Origin of the sequence: Streptomyces sp. NPDC046465 (genome assembly GCF_040646035.1) — a bacterium.
Taxonomy (GTDB): Bacteria; Actinomycetota; Actinomycetes; order Streptomycetales; family Streptomycetaceae; genus Streptomyces.
In genome coordinates this window covers 42,794-59,248 of the sequence record NZ_JBEYZK010000004.1, presented here as the reverse complement: position 1 = coordinate 59,248, position 16,455 = coordinate 42,794, and the positions used below count along the sequence as shown (strand labels likewise).

The following is a 16,455-nucleotide window of genomic DNA, read 5'->3' as shown; positions in this document are numbered from 1 at the left end:
TCAGTCCCGGCTTCCGAAGGACGGCGGATCGAGGAGACTGCTGTTGTAGTCACCGGCCAGCACATGGTTGAGGTAGGTGCCGGAACCGGCGACCACTTGGTAGCTGTGCCGCACCCCCGCGGGGATGAACACCGAGGCCGGACTCTGCACGCGAAACGACTCCTCACCCAGGTGCACGTCCACTTCGAGACCCTGGTAGTTCTCCTGGGTGCCGAGGAAGACGAACAGGCTGTCGCAGTGGTGCACATGGCCATCGACATGCCCGGCGCCGTAGCTGTCGAGTTCGGGGATGCGGCGGGCGATGCAGTACTGGTCGGCGCCCGCGACGAACCTCTCGTCCACCAGGACGAATCGGTCGCCGGGTCCCGCGCGGTGGTGGCGCAGTTCGGTCGCGGACACGACCGGCGGCTTGACGATCCACTCGGCCGGAGCTTTCGGCAGTCCGTCACCGCCGATGACCCGCTCCGCTCCGAACAGCTCAGGGGCGATCCACTCGTAGGAGGCAGGATCGCGGTCCACCGCCATGAGATGGAGCTTGGATACGTGGCGGAACACGTTCTTGCCCACGACGGGCCGTCGGTCATCCGGCGCCGACCGGGAGTAGGCGCCGACGCGACGGCTGAGGTCGCGCAGCCGCTGACCGTTCGCACACGTGCGGGTGCCCCGGTGGTCCAGGTTGGCGAGCAGCGCACCCAGATCGACGATTCCGGCCCGCTCTCCGAGCCCGTTGACCGAGGTGGAGATCCAGGTGGCGCCGGCGTCGATGGCCGCGAGTGCGTTGGCGAGGGCGAGGCCTCTGTCGTCGTGCAGATGCACCTCGATCTCAGCGTCGAGGCCGCTCGCCACCAGCCTCCGCACGAGTTCGCCCGCTCTGCCCGGTTCAAGCACCCCTACGGTGTCGGCGATGCCGATCCGGTCGGCGCCCGCCTTTATCGCTCTGGTGTACGTCTCCACCAGGAGGCCGAAGTCGGTACGGCTGCTGTCCTCGACGGTGAACCGCACCCGCAGGCCCAATTGACGCGCGTATCCGACGGACTCGTCGATTTTGCGGTGCACGTCGTCTCTGCTGTAGCCGGGGAGCCTGCTGTTGAGTGATATCTCGTTGACCCCGAGGAAGATGCCCACCCAGTCGGCACCGGTCTTGGCCACCGCGTCGACGTCGTTGTTGTTCGCCCTGGCGTGTGCGAGAACGGGCACCGCACCACTGGCCTCTACTACAGCCGCCACCCGAAGCTGCTCATGATGGCCGATCGCGGGGTGCCCGCATTCCACCATGTCGACGCCACACGCTATGAGGCATCGAGCCACTTCCACGCTCTGCTCCGTGGTGAAGGCGCCGTTGGCAGCCTGCATTCCTTCACGCAGCGTGGCGTCGATGATGTGCACCGGCCGGTCATTCATGGCCGCCCCTCTCCGTTGCCCGATTCGGACCAGCACCCTGCCGCGCTCACTCCGCCCCGGTACGCGCCGCCGGTGGTACTGCCGTACATGTCGGCGTATTCGGGCGGCAGGGCAGGGCTGCCCGCGAAAGAGAGCCAAAGCCGTAGAAGCAACCTGCCTTCGTCGAGGCCGGCGGCATCACGGAACGCACTCCTGGCGTGCAGGATGTGGAAGTTGTTGATCCATTGCATGTCACCCGGCCGCAGTTCCATTTGCAGCGCCACGCCCTGCCGATGGAGCAGCTCGTCCATGAAATCCATGGCAGCGACCTGCTCGGCGGTCAGCCGCGGTGCCCGCTCATGGCGCTGGGAGCCCTCGACGAAGCGCCGCACATAGCGGGCTGAGAAATCCCCCGCGAACTGGCTGAACACCGGGAGTTCACACCAGCCGGGACGACCGGGAGGCGCCTCGCCGCGCTGGTCGTGCGGGAAAGCCCGGTACAACACCGCGAGCAGGTCGGGACGTTCGCGCAGAATGAGATTGTGGAGGGCTTTGCTCGACACCAGTTGACTGTGTCCGCCCTCGGCGGCGGCGCGAACGCACAGCAGCCCGATGACGTCCGTACGGTCGGCGTGAAATGCGAGGGCGCTGGAACTGTGGTGGCCACGCTGGGTGGGAACTGCGATCTTCGCCCCCTGATCCTCGACCCGGCCGAGGAAGTTCCCCGCGCGTGTCTGTGAAACGGGCGCGCCGATCAACCTGCCGAACAGCCAGTACGCGGCTTCCACCAGTTCGGACCCGGCATCCACCGGAAAGCCGGTGAGCTGGACGAAGCCGGGGAATCCGGCGAGACGCCGGTGTACCCGACCGATCAGGGAACGCGTTGCGGGACCGGCCGAGGGAGGCGGTGCGTGGGGGTCCTTCTCCGCCGCCTTGTCGAGAAAGTCGCGGGCCAACGTGAGCATTTCGTCCGCGACCTGCTGCGGAACGGGGAGGCGCCACTGTTCAGGGTCAGCGGCCAGGTCCGCTCCGAGCCAGTCTCCCGCTACCGCTGTCGGTGCGGTGCGTATCCCGGTCATACGCCACTTCCCGCGATGCAGTCAGTCGTGAGGTCCGGATGCCGTCGGCCGGACCGGCACTGTCCGGCCGGATCACCGCGCTGGACGGATGCGGAGACGGATAGATGGTCGCTGTAGCGCTCATGGGTGTAATCGGCGTATTCGCCCGCGGTGAGTGAATCTCTCATCTCTCTGATGCCATCGACGACCCTCAGGTCCGCGCGGAACCCGATGCGCTTCTCTATACGGTCGAAGCTGACCCGGTAATCACGTGCGTCGGTGACGGAATCCAGCGTGACGAGTTCAGATCCCGGCACCTCGGCCGCGATCTGTCGACCTATGTCACCGAGTTGGTAGCAGTCCGCGGATGAGCCGCAGTTGAACACCTGCGGTACGGAGGGCGTGGCGCCTGCTTCTACCGCCAGTTGCAGCGCCCTCGCCGCGTCGTTGACGTGGAGGAACGGCCGCCACTGCTTTCCGCCATGGACTTCGATCTTGCCGTTGCGGACCGCGTTCGCCGTCATCACATTCACCGCGAGGTCGAATCTCATGCGAGGCGCGAGACCGTACAGCGTGGCGAGTCGCACGATCACAGGCGTGAATCCGACGTCCTGACTCACCAGGAGATGATGTTCGGCGCGGACCTTGGATTCCGCGTACTCCGAGTGCGGTTGCAGAGGTGCGTCCTCGTCCGCCACCTCGTCGACGACACCGTAGTTGCTACAGGTCGAGGAGAAGACGAAGCGGGCCACCCCGGCCTTGCGGCACTCCGTGACCAGCCGCACGGTGGCGAGGTAATTGACCTCCCAGGTCAACTGGGTATCGACGCTGCTGGCCGGATCGCCCACGACTGCTGCCAGATGAACCACGCAGTCCACGTTCTTCAGCAGCGATGACCAATCAGCGATGTCACGCACATCGCCTTTGATGTAGTCAACGGATCCTCCCTCCATGCGCCAGCCCGGAATCAGTCCGTTGTCGAGAACGGTCACGTGATATCCGCCGTCCCGAACCAGCCTTTTCACCAGTGCGGATCCGACGTACCCGCAACCTCCGGTAATCAGAACCCTTCGTCTCACGCGCCCTCCTTGGATTCTCCGGCTCCCTCGCCGTGCGGCTCGATGACCAGCACGTCAGGGACAATGGCGCCCGCGTACCACGGCTGCGTTCGGCGCAACTGCGCCCGCAGTTCCTTCTCGTCCGGCGCACCGCGCATCGTCAGCCGCGCGTGCAGCACGACCGAGCCGTCTTCCGCATGTCGGGGCGTCAGTTCGCACCTCGTGACGCCGTGCGCGGAAAGCAGCAGCCGCCTGGTCATCTCCGGATCGATGGCGACCTCACTTCGGTGCCCGTACAACAGCGCGCCCCGCGCGCCGAGTTCCGGAATCCCCAACTCTGAGATGGGCAGGTCGGGATGTTCGGCAAGGGCCTCCAGAAACGTGAGTCCGTGGTCCAGGAGTTTCCGCGCATCCCTTTCCGCGCACAGCGGGCCGCGCACGGTGAGCAGGAGCAGCGGATCCGGCAGGTGGCGAATGGTGAGGGCGAGATCCGGCTTGCCCGCATGCGGGTCGTACCGCATCGTCACGTTCCGCAGCCGCTCCGGAGCCGGTCCGTAGAGGAACGACGCGTGTGCGCGACGGATCGTCGGCACATAGTTCACTTCGAAGGCGGGCTGGAAAACCGAGCCGCTGGAGCGCTCCTCGGAATTGAGCCAGTCAAGGAGTGCGTTCGCGTCGTACATGGTGTGTCCTGTGGCTGCGTCGAGCGCTTTGCCCGCCTTCTCCACTCTCATGCGGAGGGTGTCCTCACGGTCACCGCCCACGACACTGAAGAAGGGTTGTGCGATCTGCGCGACTGCCCGGAAGTCCGCCGGCAGCACACGATTGCCATGGGTGGTCTTGAACGTGTGCCGGTGCTGGCCCGACAACAGACCGACCACCGTGCTGAGCGCGGCCACCCACGCCGTCTGCGGCGACACGCGCAACCTGCGGTAGGTCGCCGCCAGGCGGTCCGCCGCATCCCGCTCCAACGGCACCTGGCACACCTGGGCCTGCTCGGTCTCCGGCCGCTCTCCCGCACCGTAGGTGCACGACCGCGGTGCGTCGGCGAGCACTGATTTCCAGTACGCGGTGCTCGCTCGGACATCCGGGTGCTCGTTGCCCTTCGCATAGGCGCTCGCCTGCGGCGTGATGCTGGGCGCGGTGCTGCCGTTCTTCCGGAGCAACTCGGCCAGATGCGCGGTCACCGCCTGCTTGCCGAGCGAGTCGACGAAGACATGCGAAAGGCTCAGTTTGATCGCCGATACGTGGTCCCCCGCGAGGTAGAACACCGCTTTGACCGACGCCTCCCGTGGCTGGACCGGGACCGTGGCCCAAAGGTCCGCGTCGGGCCCGTAGGGCTTCGTCTCGATGCTGTCGTGGATCTCGGCGAGTGCCTCACGTGCTGATATCACCCGCTGCCGCGGGTTCCCGTGGTCGTCGTGGCACAGGCGGCTGCGGAGTCCCTCGTGCGCGCTGATCAGTTCGCCCAGTGCCTGCGTCGCGGCGTCCAGGGAAACGCCCTCAAGCGGCGACAGGGCGAGCGTCTGAACTCGTATGGGCAGCTCGGCGTCAGTCCAATTGCGGTGGTTTCGCAGCTGGGATGGATTGAGTTCCAGCAGATCGTTGTCGTCCTTCATATCTCATCCAACTTCCTGCAGTACGACGGCCACTCAGCGAAGGGACGGTTATCCGGAGAACTCGATCAGGACGGCAGTCGCATCATCCGAGGCCTTCCTGCGGGGATATCTGGTGGCTGACTCGTCGGCCAGCTCCAGCGCCCTGGTCTTGTCGATCACCTCTCGGCAACTGGTCGTTCTGAGCGATTGGTAGATTTCGTGGCGGTCACTGTGGCCGAATATGTCGGTCAGTTGTGTCACGCCGTCCGTCAACAGCGCGGCGCCGGCGAGCTCGGTCATCGAGAAGCGTCCGTTCACCGCCTCTGAGGCCACGCTCGGATCGGCGGCCACCGTGAAGAAGCCCTCTTTGGAATTTCGGAAAGCGTCACCAAACTTCTGATATTCCTTGGTGGTGCGCTTCCACTCATCGGATCCGATGGGAAGGGCATCGAGCTGAGCCCGCCAGCGCCGCATGTCCGGTCGCTCCCTGACGGCCTCCACGCGAATGTCACGGAGGAAGTGCACCTCCGCCGCGGCTGCCGCCGTGGTCTCGACCATCGCCTCGCTGTCGCCGAGAACCAGGTACTCGAGCTGGTCCGCGTCCCAGCGGACCGCCGCCAGCGTCGCCTGCGGTGTGCGCGGATGCCCGAGATCGCATTCTCCGGAGTGCTGCTCGCTCGTCCTGGAGATCGCATCGGCCAGACACTGGGCGAACGGCCGGTCCATCCTGGCGGCGAACTCAAGCAGGCTCCCCCCGACCGAGGTGGTGAACCACGGCGTGCCGTGTGAACAGCCCATTCCAGGGGCGACGGGCGCGCTGACGCCATCGAGCACGACGGCTACGCCGCCGCGCCCCATGACCGGCAGCGCGGCTGCGGCGAAGTCCTCGTTCTGCACGGCTCCGTGGGAAGCCCTGGTGGCGATGTCAATGCGCATGTTTATCCCACACATTCGTTCCGGGGGAGATTACGGACCGCAGGCAGCAGCAGCAGAATGAGACACACCAACATGCCTATTCCGGTCGCTATATGAAGGAGCTGAACAGCACCTACGACTCCGGCTACGGGACCGGCCAGCGCCTGCCCCACCGGCTTCATCATCAGCGAGCCCGCCGCGTCGTAGGCGTGCACTCGCCCAAGGAATTGGACCGGTACATACGTCTGCACGCTGGTGTGGAACATGACTCCCCAGAACGCCATGCTCGCCCCGCCGACGCAATAGCAGGCGCCGAGCATCGGAGCCGACAGGTCGAATGACGAACTCAGGGGAATCAGTGCGTAGAAGAACATCGCGACGGTGGCCGCACGAAGCGGCCGGACCGGCCGCAGTTTGATCGCGATCACTCCACCAAGGACGCTGCCGAGTCCCATGGCGGACATGACAAGGCCGAAGGTCGAAGCGCCGAGCCGATCGACCAGGATGCCGTTGGTGAGGGTCAGGGTCGGCCCCCAGGAGCCCAGCTGGAACAGCATCCAGACCGCTACGACTTGCCACAGCCACCGCCGTGCCACGAACTCGCGCCAGCCCACGTAGAGATCGCCGCGCAGCGAGCCCTTCGGCCCGTCGGGCGCGGGCAGGGGCGCCAGGCGCAGCAGCAGCAGGCAGCAGCCGCTGGCGCCGAACGTCAGCGCGTCGAAGGCGATCACGGCGGCGGGCTGCATCAGTGCCAGCAGCCCACCGGCGACAGCCGGGCCGACCACGACGGCGGATGACTCCGTGATGCGCAGGACGGCGTTGGCCCGCTGCACGTCGGACGCGAGCCTGGGGGTCACGCTGGCCACGCCCGGCTGGAACAGCGCACCGCCGGTGCCGAGCATGGCCAGCAAAGTGAGGATCACCCAGAGCTGCGGTGGTCCGGTCAGCAGCAGTGCCGCCAGGGTGAGTTGGACGGCCAGGCGCACGAAGTCCGCGAAGATCATCAGTCGTCGCGCGCCGAGCCGGTCCGAAAGCACCCCGCCGAAGATCATGAATCCCGCGAACGGCCCCAGATGTGCGGCCAGCGCGTATCCCACACCCGAGATGCCGTAACCGGCCTCCAGCATGGCTGCCGTGATCGCGACCGGGAGTGCGGCGTCCCCGAGCAGGGACGTGGTCCTGGCCGTGAAGAAGAGCCGGAAATCCGGAACCCAGAGTGTGGGCTTGGCGCTCCGCTCTTCGACCTGGACCCTGTCCTCGGTCACCCGGACTCCGTCGTGGCCTCAGCTGCGGCGAGGGTGCGAATCTGCTCGAGTGTCATGACGTCACGCTCGTTGAAATTCGCCGCGGAGCTGTCCGCGAAGACCACGACCATGCCGCGGCGGTCCTCGTCGGACGTGTTCGGTTCGCTCCCGTGTACGAAGGTGGATTCCCACATCGCGGACTCGCCGGGCTTGAGCAAGAAGTCGTGCCGCGGGGCGAGTTCGGGCACTTTGTAGCTCAGGGTTTCGTGCCACGGGTGATCGGGGTCATCGCGGTGTTCGATCACGCCATGGACATGCGAGCCCGGATAGCCGTGCAGGCCGCCGTTGGCAGGCGACACGTCGGTCAGGGCGGTCCACATGTTGAAGGAGCCGGGGAGGTGGCGATCCCACAGTGCTTGATCCTGATGAGGCGCGACGTGGGTGCCGATGCGGGCCGGCTTGAGGAAGGCCGCATGGAGGATCGCCACGGCACTCGGGCCTATGAGCGTTTCCGCCAGGTCGAGCGCCCCCATCCGGTGGAGAATCGGCGCGTAGAGCTTCTTGTCGCTCCACAGGAGCCGACGCAGTTTGCGCAACCTGCGCGTACCGCCCGACTCGTCGTACTGCGCCTGATAGCCCGGAGGAATCCGGTCCGCGGCATCCAGCTTGTCGAAGTGCTCAAGAACGGCCAGCCGGTCACTTTCACCCAGGCGAGGTCCGAGTTCGAGAAAGCCATTACGTCGGAACTTTGCCCAGTCCAGGTCGAATCCTGTTGCAGTCATGTTCACTCCTTGGCGTCAGGCGTGTTCACCGCATTCCATCGCGCGTAAGCAGCGCGACGGTCGATCTTGTGCTGTGCCAGTCGGGGAAGTGGTTCCGTCGTTTTGACGATGCGGCGCGGTGCCCGCTGGTTCCCCAACTCCAGAGCGAGGTGTTTGCGCAGGTCCGCGGTGCTGGTTTCCGCATCCGGTCCTGGTGCCACGCGCACGAGCAGCCCCACATCTTCGCCGGAGGGCAGCTGAAGTCGGATCGCCGCCGATTCCAGTACTCCGGGGTGCCCGTTGGCTGCCTCTTCGATCTCATGCAGGTAGACGGTGAATGCCCCCCTGAGCACCACGTCCTTGTGCCGACCGATGATCGAGTAGCGGCCGCTCGCGTCTCTGTCGGCTAGGTCGCCGGTTCTGACCCAGCCCTCCCGGAACAGATCCTTGTTCGCGGTGTCATTCGCGTAATAGCCGTGGCTCACCGCCGCCCCGGCCACTTCGAGCTCGCCTTCGCCCGGACCGACGACGATGCTGCCGTCCGCTGACCGCAGCCTCGCTTCCACGGTCGCGGGTCTGCCGATGGAGTGTGTCGCAAGGCCGTCGGGTCCGATGTCTCCGAAGAAGGCGGCGAAGGAGACTTCGGTGAGGCCATAGACATTCAGGAGTACGGCCCCGCAGTTCTGCTGAATAGCCCGCTGCGACTGCTCGAAGAGGGGTGCGCCACCCGACAGACAGGCGATGGTGTCCCCGTTTTCGGCCCCGGGATCCACCGACATCTTGGTGAGGAGATCGACGAGCGGCGGGACCAGATAGGTGACGTCGACGCCGTGTTCTCTGAGCCGCGACCAATAGCCTTTCGCCGAGGCCACGGAGAGCTCGGGAAGGACCGTGACAGGCAGCCCCATGACAGCGGGCCACAGGTAGTTCATGCCGAGGATGCCGAGACCCGACAGACGCATGGTGACACCGAAGCGGCGCCGCCCTTGCCCCAGGAGCCCGGTCAGCGCGGCACCTCCGGCCCGATAGGCATGGAGCAGCTGGCTGTGCGAAAGGACCACGCCCCTCGGGTCACTGGTGGAGCCCGAGGTGTAGCTGAGCAGCGCGGTGTCCCCCGGCAACGGGGGAGCGTCCACGCCGGTGGGCGGAACCTTTTCGCAGGTACCGCGGACCACATCGAAGATCGCCTCGACGGCACTCAGCCGCAGCACCGAGCGAGTGGTGGTGCGCCCCCATTGGCTGTCCAGGAGGACCGGCACGCCGCCCACCCGCCAGACGGCGAGCACACCGGGAAGCACGTCCGGGTGGTCGATCATGACCACGGCGCAGCGGCTGCCCGGTCCGAGTCCGGCCTCCCGCAGCTTCGGTGCGAGGTCCCGGCTGCGCTCCAGCAGCTCACGCCAGGTCAGCACGGTCCCTTCGTAGGGAGCGCGGGCGTAGACGAGCGCCTCGCCGTCGGGCGTGCGCGCCGCCTGCTGCTCGTAGACCCCGAGCAGCGTGTCCGCGCTCATGCCGGGATCTCCGCCGGGGCCCACCGCACCTTGCCGCCGTGCGGCGTGCACCGGGCGAGCAGGAGGCGCCGCCCGTCGGGCCACAGCTCGCAGCTGACCTCGACCACGGCCGAGTCGTCCTCGCTCGGTTCCATGGAGATCCAGGCCAGCGGCCGGTCGGCGGTGGTGTTGGCGCCGTGGGCACGGACGACGTCCGCGAACTTGGCACGTTCGGCGTCATCGAAGTACGCGAGGACCAGGGAGTGGTAGAGCACGGTGGCCTGGCCCGCCGGGCGGGTGGCGAGCTGCTGGGCGGCCCACGAGCAGGCTTCGTCCGCGTCGATCGGGACGGCGGGAACGGACCGTGCGATCTCGAGCGCCGCGTTGAGCCGGGTCATGCGCTCGACGTGCTCAGGCCACACGAACGACCTCAAGAGGTCCATGGACCTCGGGTCCCGCGCGTCGATGGGGTTGAGGTCGCAGCCCCTGCGTTCGACGACCTCGGGGGCGCCGGCCGGCGGATCGCCGTCCTCGAACTGCCCGGTCAGCCGCAAGGCCGACCCCGCGGGGCCCCAGCTCCGCTCGCCTGCGGCGACGTAGTACCGGTCGATGAGGAGGTTGAGACCGGCGCTGGCACCGACCTCGAGCAGCCGGACGGGCATCCCTGTCGCCTCGGCCACGTAGTTGATCGCGGCGGACAGCGGAGCCGCTCGTCCCACCTCATTGGTCTGCACACCGGCGGACAGCTGCTGCCGCACCGCCGGCAACCGGTCCTGGAGGAAGGCCAGAAATGCCGGAACGAGCCGCTCGACATCGCACTGCCCGCCGAAAACCGGGTAGTAGTCCGTGATCCAGGGGGCGTCCTCCGCCAGGGCCACCCGGTTGACCGCGCCGAGCAGCCTGAGGCATTGGGCGGACTGGATGGGGTCCTGCGTCTCCGAGGTCAGCAACTCGGTGAGCCCAGGGTCGCGACCGAGCCGCTCCATCACCCCGGTGATCACCCCCACGTAGCCGACCGACCCGGCCTGCCTGCAGATCTCCCGCTGCCAGGCCCAGCCCGCGTGCACCTGCTCCACGGTGAGTGTCACGCCGACTGCACCAGCTTGTAGGCGTTGCGCAGCGTGGAGATCGACTCCGGACTGGCCTCCTCCGGATCGATCGGCGCGCCTCTGACTTCCTCTATGAAGAAGAAGAATTCCAGTGTCGACAGTGAGTCGAGCAAGCCGGAGTCCAGAAGTTCGGTGTCCGAGGCGAGTTCCAGGTCTGCCTCGCCCAGGATCTCGCGTAGATACTTCTTGCTCTCCTCGTAGAAAGTCTCTTCGTCCATCTTTGTTCTCCTCCCCGCGTGAGCTGCCTACCGGCCTCAGGGACGGCACGGAGCACGCACACCTCGTCCCGCCGATCCGCCCGGGTCGCCTGCTCGCCGACCGGGTGATGCACGGTAGCGGGGGCGCGCATGACCGTTGAATGATCGTTGTCTTGGCGCGGGAGGGCTCGGCAGCCGGGGGCATGCCGCTCGGCAGCCAGGAGCATGCCTTTGCTGGAGAAACGCAACGAAAAACGTCCCGGACGGCATGCCGTCCGGGACGTTCTCAAGAAGGTGGCTGGGGCCGGGATCGAACCGGCGACCTATCGCTTTTCAGGCGATCGCTCGTACCAACTGAGCTACCCAGCCACGCAGTTCACCTGAGTGATCTGCAAGCGGTCCTGACGGGATTTGAACCCGCGGCCTCCACCTTGACAGGGTGGCGAGCACTCCAAACTGCTCCACAGGACCATATTTACGTATGCGAACGAATCCACGTACGTAAAGCTTTGCGTGCCCCCAACGGGATTCGAACCCGTGCTACCGCCTTGAAAGGGCGGCGTCCTGGGCCACTAGACGATGAGGGCTAAGAGGCCCGCCGTGTGCGCCTTGCAGCGCGTCGGGGACGTGAGAAGCATATGGGATGCGGGGAGCTATCGCCAAAACGGTTTACTGGGCGGGGCCCGGAGTGCTGGGCGAGGTGGGCGCCCCGGGCCGGTTCTCCTTGGGGAGATGGCGGCTGACCTCGGCCTTCGTCAGGCCGAGCCCGCCCAGTTTGATCTCGTCCCAGGCTTGCAGCCGCTTGCTCGTACGGTCCAGATAGAGGACCGACGCCTCGACCGGGTCGGGGTACTTGTCCTCGACCGCGCGCAGCCCGCTGCCGCCCGTCGAACCCTCGACGCGCAGCCGCGTGCCCTCGTCCAGGACGTCCATCTCCTGGTGGTGGACGTGGCCCGCGAGGGCGAGCGGCACCTCGCCGTCGGTCTCCCGCGCCGCCGTCGGGTTGTGGGCGATCGCCACGTCGACGGGGGTGCCGGCCGCCCGCTCGGCGCGCAGCGCGGAGGCCAGCCGGATGCCCGCCATGTGCTCGACCGCGTCGCCCTCGGCCCGCACCGAGCGGTCGGGGGTGTACTGCGGGTCGCCGATGCCCGCGAAGCGCAGGCCCGCGACGGTCTCGGCCCTGCCGTCGTCGAGCACGCGCACGTTCTTGAAGCGCTCCAGGTAGCGCTGGGTGGTGCGCGAGTCGTGGTTGCCGCGCACCCACACGTAAGGGGCACCGAGGTCCTCGACCGGGTCGAGGAAGCCGTTCTCGGTGGCCGAGCCGTGGTCCATGGTGTCGCCGGAGTCGACGATGACGTCGATCTCGTACTGGTCCACGAGGGAGGAGATGATCTTCCAGCTGGCCGGGTTGAGGTGGATGTCGGAGACGTGCAGGACCCGCATCGTGGTGGGGTCCGGCTGGTACGCGGGGAGCGTGGACGTCGCGTCGTAGAGCTTGGTCACATTGGTGACCAGGCGGGCCAGCTCCTGTTGGTAGACGTCGAACTCGCTGACGATGCTGCGCGCGTTGCCGACGACCGAGGGTGCGCTGCTGAGCAGGCCGGAGAACTTCGGTTCCAGGACGGACTTCGGGTTCCAGGTGGCGTACGCCGCCGTGCCGCAGGCCGCCAGGAGGGTGAGGGCGAGGCCACCCGCGGCGAGTGCGCGGCGCGGGCGGCGGTAGACGGCGAGGCCGAGCGCGGTGGCGCCCGAGACGACGGCGACGCAGGAGCGTACGGCGAGGTCGAGCGTGCCGTGCCCGACATCGCGGGCGACCTCCTCCTGGAGCCCGGCGAGCCGCTCGGGGTGGTCGACCAGGGCCTGCGCGCGCACCGGGTCGAGACGGTCCACGTCGACGTCCAGGCGGAGGGGCGCGGTGTGCGAGTGCAGCTCAAGGGCGCCGAGCGGGGAGACGTCGATCTTCGTGCCGCCGGACACGGACGGGCGCAGCGCCATGCGGGTGTCCATCGGGCCGACCGGCGCGCGGACGCTGCCGACGACGAGGAGGCCGAGCCAGGCGCCGAGGACGACGACGGTGATCAGGCCGAGGGCGCGGGCGTAGGGGTGCGGGGGGCTGATGAGCTCGCTGGTGGGGTGGGTGCGGCGAGCGCGGTAGTGGCCTACGAGGGCGGTGCCCGCCCGTCGTACGCCCTGGAGTACGACGGTGAAGTCGCGGGCCATTGGTCCCGTATGCCCAGTTGGGGCGATGGCTATGCCGGGACGCGGGCGGCGGCGTGGCCGACAATGGGGGAGTGCTGGAGATGACGCGCGAGGAGTTCGAGGAACTGGTCGGCGAGGCGCTCGACCGGATTCCGCCGGAGTTGACGCGGCTGATGGACAACGTGGCCGTCTTCGTCGAGGACGAGCCGCCCTCCGACGATCCCGAGCTGCTCGGGTTGTACGAGGGGACGCCGCTGACCGACCGGGGCGAGTGGTACGCGGGTGTCCTGCCGGACCGCATCACCATCTACCGCGGGCCGACGCTGCGGATGTGCGGCTCGCGCGAGGAGGCCGTCGCCGAGACGGAGATCACGGTGGTGCACGAGGTGGCGCACCATTTCGGGATCGACGACGCCCGGCTGCACGCGCTCGGGTACGGGTGAGCGAGGGCGCCCGCCCCGGTGTGCGGGGCGGGGCCGGGCGGGGGCGGATCCTCCGTGTCCTCTTGCGGGCCGCGGGAGTTGGGCAGGGCGTCTGGATCCTCAGCGCCTCAGGAGGTGCTCGGCCGTGCGCCAGTTGTACGTTCCCGTCCGTTGGGCCGCGGTCGCGGTGGCCGTAGCGGCGACAGCGGGCTGCATGAGCATCAGTGACGACGGGAAGGCCCCGGGGCCCGACCGGTCGGCGGGGCACCGCAGCGGTGCGGCCGCGTCCGACGGCGGCCCCGAGCGGCGGGGTGAGGACGCCGAGGACGGGGGCGAGCACGCGCAGGGCCGCGGGAAGGGCAAGGGCAAGGGCGGCAAGGGCGGCAAGGGGAAGAGCCGCGGGAAGGGTGCCTCGGCGCACTCCGGCGGGTCCGGGCCGGGGGACGACGTGAAGCCCTCGGAGTCGTCCTCCGCGTCCTCCCCCGCGAAGGCGCCGCAGCAGGGCGGGCCGGGCAAGCCCACGCCGACGCGGCCGAAGCCCACCCCGACCCGGACGACTCAGCCGCCCGACCCGCCGAAGCCCACGCCGACCCCGACGCCGGACCCGACGACTCCGGAGCCGTCCTCGTCGGCGCACGAGGGGTCGGGCCAGAACGCGCAGCTGCAGCGGCGGAGCGCCGAGGTCCCGGCGCGGGAGCCTTCGCCGGAAGCGGGTCCTCGGTAGTCGCGCAGGTCAGAGGCGGTCTCGGGGGGCGGGTCGCGGTCTCCCGAGCGGTTCCCAAAAGGGGGCGGTTTGCCATCTGGGGTGGGGGGTGCGTATGGTGGTAGATCGTTTGATCCCATTTGCCCGGCGCCGACACAGAAGAGCGCCGCGTGGCGCGTACTCTCCCCTTGCCGTGGCTGACCGCACAGAGGCGGTCCATTGCGAAATCACGGAGTTGACGGGCGCGTGCCGAGACTCCGGAAGGTTTCGCATTTCGCATGTCCATTTCTCATTCTGACCACGCCGTCCTGCCCGAGAACGAGATCGTCGAGATCATCGAGCCCGTCGAGACGGAGGCCGTAGAGGCCGTCGTCGCGCCGGCCGAGGTCGAGGTCTCCGTGGCCCAGGACGTCACCGAGGTCACCCCCGACGCCGACGCCTCCGAGGCGGACGCTCCCGAGGCCGACGCCTCTGACGCCGACGCTCCCGAGGCCGACGCCTCCGACGCCTCCGAGGCCGACGTCGACGCCGAGCCCGAGGCCACCTTCGGCGACCTCGGTCTGCCCGAGGGCATCGTCCGCAAGCTCGCGCAGAACGGCGTCACCACGCCCTTCCCGATCCAGGCCGCGACCATCCCGGACGCCCTGGCCGGCAAGGACATCCTCGGCCGTGGCCGTACCGGCTCCGGCAAGACCCTCTCCTTCGGCCTGCCGATGCTGGCGACGCTGGCGTCCGACGGCCGCACCGAGAAGAAGAAGCCCCGCGGCGTCATCCTCACGCCGACGCGTGAGCTCGCGATGCAGGTCGCGGACGCCCTCCAGCCGTACGGCGACGTGCTCGGCCTGAAGATGAAGGTCGTCTGCGGCGGTACGTCGATGGGCAACCAGATCTACGCCCTGGAGCGCGGCGTCGACGTCCTCGTCGCCACCCCGGGCCGTCTGCGCGACCTGATCAACCGCGGCGCCTGCTCGCTGGAGAACACCCAGATCGCCGTTCTCGACGAGGCCGACCAGATGTCCGACCTGGGCTTCCTGCCCGAGGTCACCGAGCTGCTCGACCAGATCCCCGGCGGCGGCCAGCGCATGCTGTTCTCGGCCACGATGGAGAACGAGATCTCCACGCTGGTCAAGCGCTACCTGACCAACCCGGTGACGCACGAGGTCGACAGCGCCCAGGGCAACGTCACGACCATGACGCACCACATCCTCATCGTGAAGCCCCGCGACAAGGCGCCCGTCACGGCCGCCATCGCCGCGCGCAAGGGCCGCACGATCATCTTCGTCCGCACCCAGCTGGGCGCCGACCGCATCGCCGAGCAGCTCTGCGACTCCGGCGTGAAGGCCGACGCGCTGCACGGCGGCATGACGCAGGGTGCCCGCACCCGCGTACTCGAGGACTTCAAGAAGGGCTACGTCAACGCCCTCGTCGCCACCGACGTCGCCGCCCGCGGCATCCACGTCGACGGCATCGACCTGGTCCTGAACGTGGACCCGGCCGGCGACCACAAGGACTACCTGCACCGTTCGGGCCGTACGGCTCGCGCGGGCCGCAGCGGCACGGTCGTCTCGCTCTCCCTTCCGCACCAGCGCCGCCAGATCTTCCGCCTCATGGAGGACGCGGGCGTCGACGCCTCGCGCCACATCATCAACGGCGGCGGCACCTTCGACCCGGAGGTCGCCGAGATCACCGGCGCCCGCTCCATGACCGAGGTGCAGGCCGACTCCGCGGGCAACGCCGCGACCCAGGCCGAGCGTGAGGTCAAGGACCTCACCAAGGAGCTGGAGCGCGCCACCCGCCGCGCGACCGAGCTGCGCGAGGAGGCCGAGCGCCTCACCGCGCGTGCCGCCCGCGAGCGCGGCGACGACCCGGAGGCCGCGGTCGCCGAGGCCGCCGCTGCCGCCGAGGCGGTCGTCGAGGCCGCCGTGTCGGTCCCGGAGCAGCCGGTCGCCGAGCGCCCGGCCCGCGAGGAGCGCTCCTCCTCGTACGACAACCGTCGCCCGCAGCGCGACGACCGCGGCAACTACGAGCGGGACCGCCGCAGCGACAGCCGCAGTGGTGGCGGCTTCAACCGTGACCGTCGTGACGACAGCCGTGGTGGCGACAACCGTGGTGGCGGCTTCCGTCGCGACGACCGTGGTGGCGACCGTGGTGGCCGTTCTTTCGAGCGTCGTGACGACCGTGGCGGTAACGGTGGCGGCTTCCGTCGCGACGACAACCGCGGTGGCGGTGGCGGCTTCAACCGTGACCGTCGTGACGACAGCCGTGGTGGCGACAACCGTGGTGGCGGCTTCCGTCGCGACGACCGTGGTGGCGACCGTGGT

14 protein-coding genes and 3 tRNA genes are annotated in these 16,455 nt (G+C 68.3%); 3 read left to right on the top strand and 14 right to left on the bottom strand.

The window, feature by feature from the left end:
- The 14 genes from ABZ953_RS07735 to ABZ953_RS07670 all read right to left on the bottom strand — a co-directional run bounded on the left by ABZ953_RS07735 (position 1) and on the right by ABZ953_RS07670 (position 13,030).
- Complete coding sequence (locus tag ABZ953_RS07735) at positions 1–1,401, bottom strand: hypothetical protein (RefSeq protein WP_361718401.1); 1,401 nt, start codon at positions 1,399–1,401, stop codon at positions 1–3.
- Positions 1,398–2,459: a TauD/TfdA family dioxygenase gene (locus ABZ953_RS07730; protein WP_361718398.1), complete on the bottom strand. Its 1,062-nt coding sequence runs from the start codon at positions 2,457–2,459 to the stop codon at positions 1,398–1,400. Before ABZ953_RS07730 ends, ABZ953_RS07735 begins: the two co-directional genes overlap by 4 nt.
- On the bottom strand, positions 2,456–3,517 hold the full coding sequence (locus ABZ953_RS07725; protein ID WP_361718395.1) for an SDR family oxidoreductase: 1,062 nt from the start codon (positions 3,515–3,517) through the stop codon (positions 2,456–2,458). The genes ABZ953_RS07730 and ABZ953_RS07725 overlap by 4 nt, the downstream gene beginning before the upstream one ends.
- Positions 3,514–5,115, bottom strand: coding sequence for a condensation domain-containing protein (locus tag ABZ953_RS07720; RefSeq protein ID WP_361718392.1), 1,602 nt, complete (start codon positions 5,113–5,115; stop codon positions 3,514–3,516). The genes ABZ953_RS07725 and ABZ953_RS07720 overlap by 4 nt, the downstream gene beginning before the upstream one ends.
- 48 nt (positions 5,116–5,163) lie before the next feature.
- Positions 5,164–6,030, bottom strand: coding sequence for a hypothetical protein (locus tag ABZ953_RS07715; RefSeq protein ID WP_361718389.1), 867 nt, complete (start codon positions 6,028–6,030; stop codon positions 5,164–5,166).
- A 2-nt stretch (positions 6,031–6,032) separates the two neighbouring features.
- Positions 6,033–7,274, bottom strand: a complete 1,242-nt coding sequence (locus tag ABZ953_RS07710) for an MFS transporter (RefSeq protein ID WP_361718386.1) — start codon at positions 7,272–7,274, stop codon at positions 6,033–6,035.
- Positions 7,271–8,035, bottom strand: coding sequence for a phytanoyl-CoA dioxygenase family protein (locus ABZ953_RS07705; RefSeq protein ID WP_361718383.1), 765 nt, complete (start codon positions 8,033–8,035; stop codon positions 7,271–7,273). Before ABZ953_RS07705 ends, ABZ953_RS07710 begins: the two co-directional genes overlap by 4 nt.
- Positions 8,036–8,037: 2 nt before the next feature.
- Positions 8,038–9,525: a class I adenylate-forming enzyme family protein gene (locus ABZ953_RS07700; protein ID WP_361718380.1), complete on the bottom strand. Its 1,488-nt coding sequence runs from the start codon at positions 9,523–9,525 to the stop codon at positions 8,038–8,040.
- Positions 9,522–10,592 (bottom strand): DUF2332 domain-containing protein, encoded by a 1,071-nt coding sequence (locus ABZ953_RS07695; protein WP_361718377.1) that lies wholly within the window; start codon positions 10,590–10,592, stop codon positions 9,522–9,524. Before ABZ953_RS07695 ends, ABZ953_RS07700 begins: the two co-directional genes overlap by 4 nt.
- Positions 10,589–10,831, bottom strand: coding sequence for a phosphopantetheine-binding protein (locus ABZ953_RS07690; RefSeq protein WP_268772101.1), 243 nt, complete (start codon positions 10,829–10,831; stop codon positions 10,589–10,591). Before ABZ953_RS07690 ends, ABZ953_RS07695 begins: the two co-directional genes overlap by 4 nt.
- A gap of 274 nt (positions 10,832–11,105) precedes the next feature.
- Positions 11,106–11,179, bottom strand: a tRNA-Phe gene (locus ABZ953_RS07685).
- 27 nt (positions 11,180–11,206) lie between these two features.
- Positions 11,207–11,281, bottom strand: a tRNA-Asp gene (locus ABZ953_RS07680).
- A gap of 43 nt (positions 11,282–11,324) precedes the next feature.
- Positions 11,325–11,397: transfer RNA gene (locus ABZ953_RS07675), tRNA-Glu, on the bottom strand.
- An 82-nt stretch (positions 11,398–11,479) separates the two neighbouring features.
- Complete coding sequence (locus tag ABZ953_RS07670; protein WP_361718373.1) at positions 11,480–13,030, bottom strand: metallophosphoesterase; 1,551 nt, start codon at positions 13,028–13,030, stop codon at positions 11,480–11,482.
- Between the two features lie 71 nt (positions 13,031–13,101).
- Here ABZ953_RS07670 and ABZ953_RS07665 point away from each other — a divergent pair, with 71 nt between their 5' ends.
- The 3 genes from ABZ953_RS07665 to ABZ953_RS07655 form a co-directional block, all read left to right on the top strand.
- Positions 13,102–13,452, top strand: a complete 351-nt coding sequence (locus ABZ953_RS07665; RefSeq protein WP_361718370.1) for a metallopeptidase family protein — start codon at positions 13,102–13,104, stop codon at positions 13,450–13,452.
- A gap of 193 nt (positions 13,453–13,645) precedes the next feature.
- Positions 13,646–14,155, top strand: coding sequence for a hypothetical protein (locus ABZ953_RS07660; protein WP_361718367.1), 510 nt, complete (start codon positions 13,646–13,648; stop codon positions 14,153–14,155).
- Positions 14,156–14,412: 257 nt separating this feature from the next.
- Positions 14,413–16,455, top strand: a 2,043-nt coding sequence (locus tag ABZ953_RS07655) for a DEAD/DEAH box helicase (protein ID WP_361718364.1), incomplete at its 3' end; no start/stop codon positions are given.

What these genes read in the sequence shown, in the direction of transcription:
- ABZ953_RS07735 (WP_361718401.1), bottom strand. Translation starts at nt 1,401, where the DNA reads ATGAATGACCGGCCGGTGCACATCATCGACGCCACGCTGCGTGAAGGA.
- ABZ953_RS07705 (WP_361718383.1), bottom strand. Translation starts at nt 8,035, where the DNA reads ATGACTGCAACAGGATTCGACCTGGACTGGGCAAAGTTCCGACGTAAT.
- ABZ953_RS07730 (WP_361718398.1), bottom strand. Translation starts at nt 2,459, where the DNA reads ATGACCGGGATACGCACCGCACCGACAGCGGTAGCGGGAGACTGGCTC.
- ABZ953_RS07670 (WP_361718373.1), bottom strand. Translation starts at nt 13,030, where the DNA reads ATGGCCCGCGACTTCACCGTCGTACTCCAGGGCGTACGACGGGCGGGC.
- ABZ953_RS07720 (WP_361718392.1), bottom strand. Translation starts at nt 5,115, where the DNA reads ATGAAGGACGACAACGATCTGCTGGAACTCAATCCATCCCAGCTGCGA.
- ABZ953_RS07715 (WP_361718389.1), bottom strand. Translation starts at nt 6,030, where the DNA reads ATGCGCATTGACATCGCCACCAGGGCTTCCCACGGAGCCGTGCAGAAC.
- ABZ953_RS07660 (WP_361718367.1), top strand. Translation starts at nt 13,646, where the DNA reads ATGAGCATCAGTGACGACGGGAAGGCCCCGGGGCCCGACCGGTCGGCG.
- ABZ953_RS07700 (WP_361718380.1), bottom strand. Translation starts at nt 9,525, where the DNA reads ATGAGCGCGGACACGCTGCTCGGGGTCTACGAGCAGCAGGCGGCGCGC.
- ABZ953_RS07690 (WP_268772101.1), bottom strand. Translation starts at nt 10,831, where the DNA reads ATGGACGAAGAGACTTTCTACGAGGAGAGCAAGAAGTATCTACGCGAG.